This is a genomic window from Microcystis sp. M53603_WE2, assembly GCF_030065435.1.
The window spans coordinates 1-2,813 of sequence record NZ_JASJFF010000513.1 but is presented as its reverse complement, the minus strand read 5'-3'; the positions used below and the strand labels follow the sequence as shown (position 1 = coordinate 2,813).

The window sequence follows — 2,813 nt, the reverse complement described above, 5'->3', positions numbered from 1 at the left end:
CAAGCGGCCGATGAAAAGGTTCCCCCCCGCTTAAATCCCCTCTATCCCCAATGTTTAGAAGTAATTCGTTATCTGCACGCGGCCGGTTTACAATTGGCGATTCTTTCCTCCGATACCACAGCACGAGTTGAGCAATTTGTCAAGGAAAATCACCTATTAAATTATATTAAAATTGTTCGGGGATGCGATCGAGGTTTAAGTAAACCCGATCCCCTATTATTGCAAGAAACCTGTCAAGCTTTGGGGACCGCAGTGGACAAAACCCTGATGGTGGGGGACACTAGGGCCGATTGGGAAATGGCTAAACAGGCAAAATCAGCAGCAGCGATCGCAATTAGTTGGCAACCGGAAAACCATCAAGATTTACAATTAGCTGATGTGGTCATTAGAGAACTTACTGCCATCTCGGTTATCAGTTATCAGTTATGATTTTAGCTGTTAGGAGACAGGATTCAGGATTCAGGATTCAGGATTCAGGAGTCAGGAGATTATTTTTTATTTATTCTCCCCACACCCCACACCCTACACCCTACACCCTACACCCCACACCCCACACCCTACACCCCACACCCCACACCCCACTCCCCCACTTCCCAATTCATAATTCCCTCTATGCTAACAATTGCCTTACCGAAGGGTGCTTTACTAAACGAAAGTATCCAAATATTTCAGAAAATTGGCTTAGATTTTAGTGCCTTTCTTGACTCAAAAAATCGCCAATTACAGATTACCGACCCTACTAACCAAGCGAAAGCGTTATTAGTCAGAGCAACAGATGTACCAGTTTATGTAGAATACGGTCAGGCACAATTAGGCATCGCTGGTTATGATATTTTATTGGAAAAATCTCCCGATGTGGCTAATTTAATTGACCTAAAATTTGGTTATTGTCGGATGTCAGTAGCTGTCCCTGCTGATAGTCCCTATCAAAGTCCTCTAGACATTCCCCATCACGGTAAAGTTGCCTCAAAATTTGTCAATTGTGCTAAGGATTATTTTCGTCGTTTAGATATTCCCGTCGAGATTATACCTCTCTATGGTTCCGTAGAATTAGGCCCGATTACGGGGATGTCAGAAGCGATAGTTGACCTAGTGTCCACCGGTCGAACTTTACGCGAAAATGGTTTAGTAGAAATTGACGAATTATTTGCTAGTAGCGCTCGATTAATCGCCCATCCTCTAAGCTATAGACTAAATCGCGATCAGATTTATAACTGGGTAGAAAAGCTCAGTTTAACGAATCAGCACCCCCCTTATTAAGCGGGTATCAAGGGTAGGGTTGATTCATGAATCAACCCTACCTTAAATCAACCCTACCTTAAATCAACCCTACCTTGAATCAACCCTACCTTGAATCAACCCTAGGGATCAAGAGGGGATTAAAGGCAAAATCTATTTAATTAGAACCATTTACTTATTTCCCCCTAACCTAATTGTTTTAAGAGCAAACCAATAAGCGCACCAGCAAGAATTAACCAAGTAGAATTAACCTGAAAACGTAGTAAAAGAATAGCAGAAATAAGAGATAGAATGATAGCCAATAAATTAAAAGGTAAATTCCCGTAGGGTTGTAACCAAGTAGCTAGAGCTAAATTAAAAATTACCGCTACCATTAAAGCCACGGCACTAGCATTAATTGCATCTAAAAAAGCACCCGCCCAAACCGATTCTCTCAGCTTAGGAATAAGAGGATTAAGTAATAAAACAAAGATAAAAGAAGGAAAGAAAATCGCTAGAGTCGCCACAATTGCCCCCGATACTCCTAATATTTGATAACCGATAAAAGTGGCTGTGGATAATACCGGACCGGGGGTAAATTGACCCACAGCAATAGCATCTAATAATTGTTGCTGGGTTAACCATCCTCTCCCCTGCACTAAATCCCCTTCCAAAAAGGCAACTAACACATAACCACTACCAAATAAAACACTACCCACCTTGAGGAAAAATAGCCCTAATCCTGTTAATGTCGGTGGGATGTTGCTAGGAGTAGCAACCGCCGTCGCACCGCCTATTCCTGCCACAATCAGGGGGAAAGTAGCGAATTTTTTTAGGATAAACATCCCGATAATTCCGCCTAACAGTAAAGCGATAACTTCATTTAAACCTAAGATTAATAATCCGATAACTCCCAATCCGATGAAGAGTAATTGACGGGTTTTCAGTGCCTTTTTGCCTAAGCGCCAGAGTGCCTGAAAAATCACCGCAATTACCACCGGTTTAATCCCCGCAAAAATCGGAGCCACATCCGGTAAAGTCCCGTAGGTAGTATAGATCCAAGCTAGAAAACCCGTAATTAACACCGCAGGAGTAATAAAACAAACCCCGGTGATTATTAAACCCGCTAAACCACCAAAAATATAACCGATATGAATGGCCATTTCCGTGGAATTAGGACCAGGAATCAGATTAGTGGCCCCCACCAAATCGAGAAATCGCTCCTTAGTCATCCAACCGCGACGCTTAACCACTTCTTCCTCCATTAAAGCGATATGGGCAGCCGGACCACCAAAACCGATAATGCCGATTTTGAGAAATAAAAGGGCAAGTTGCGAGAGATTGGGAGGCGATGAAGTCAGCATTTTCTGATTACCAATAGTTTTTCTAGAATCAAGTTTATATCCAAAAGAATAAGCTTAAGTTAAATTATTAAGTAAGTAGTTATAGTTAAATTGAAGATAGATTTTGGGTTCGATCCCCCCTCCCCCCCTTGATAAGGGGGGTGTCTGACAACTTTTAACACCTACCTACTTAGCCAGATCTCGTCAATTCCAAAATTCCATAATTGCAAAAGCTTTTTACACAAACTCAAT

The 2,813-nt window shown here is 41.9% G+C and carries 4 protein-coding genes; 3 read left to right on the top strand and 1 reads right to left on the bottom strand.

What is annotated here, in order from left to right:
• From PX481_RS10685 to hisG, 3 genes are all read left to right on the top strand, one after another.
• A partial coding sequence (locus PX481_RS10685; RefSeq protein ID WP_288094562.1) for an HAD family hydrolase occupies positions 1 to 429 on the top strand: 429 nt, incomplete at its 5' end.
• Positions 426 to 692 carry a hypothetical protein gene (locus PX481_RS10680; RefSeq protein ID WP_196219856.1) on the top strand — a complete coding sequence of 89 codons (267 nt, stop codon included), beginning with the start codon at positions 426 to 428 and terminating at the stop codon, positions 690 to 692. The genes PX481_RS10685 and PX481_RS10680, both read left to right, overlap by 4 nt.
• Positions 613 to 1,260, top strand: a complete 648-nt coding sequence (hisG, locus tag PX481_RS10675; RefSeq protein ID WP_002761364.1) for an ATP phosphoribosyltransferase — start codon at positions 613 to 615, stop codon at positions 1,258 to 1,260. The genes PX481_RS10680 and hisG overlap by 80 nt, the downstream gene beginning before the upstream one ends.
• A gap of 164 nt (positions 1,261 to 1,424) precedes the next feature.
• Here hisG and chrA read toward each other — a convergent pair whose 3' ends face one another.
• Positions 1,425 to 2,582, bottom strand: a complete 1,158-nt coding sequence (gene chrA, locus PX481_RS10670; protein WP_002761363.1) for a chromate efflux transporter — start codon at positions 2,580 to 2,582, stop codon at positions 1,425 to 1,427.
• Positions 2,583 to 2,813: the final 231 nt, after the last annotated feature.

Bases quoted from the DNA above. Each gene is read 5' to 3' on its own strand.
- PX481_RS10680 (WP_196219856.1), top strand. From the start codon at position 426: ATGATTTTAGCTGTTAGGAGACAGGATTCAGGATTCAGGATTCAGGAT.
- hisG (WP_002761364.1), top strand. From the start codon at position 613: ATGCTAACAATTGCCTTACCGAAGGGTGCTTTACTAAACGAAAGTATC.
- chrA (WP_002761363.1), bottom strand. From the start codon at position 2,582: ATGCTGACTTCATCGCCTCCCAATCTCTCGCAACTTGCCCTTTTATTT.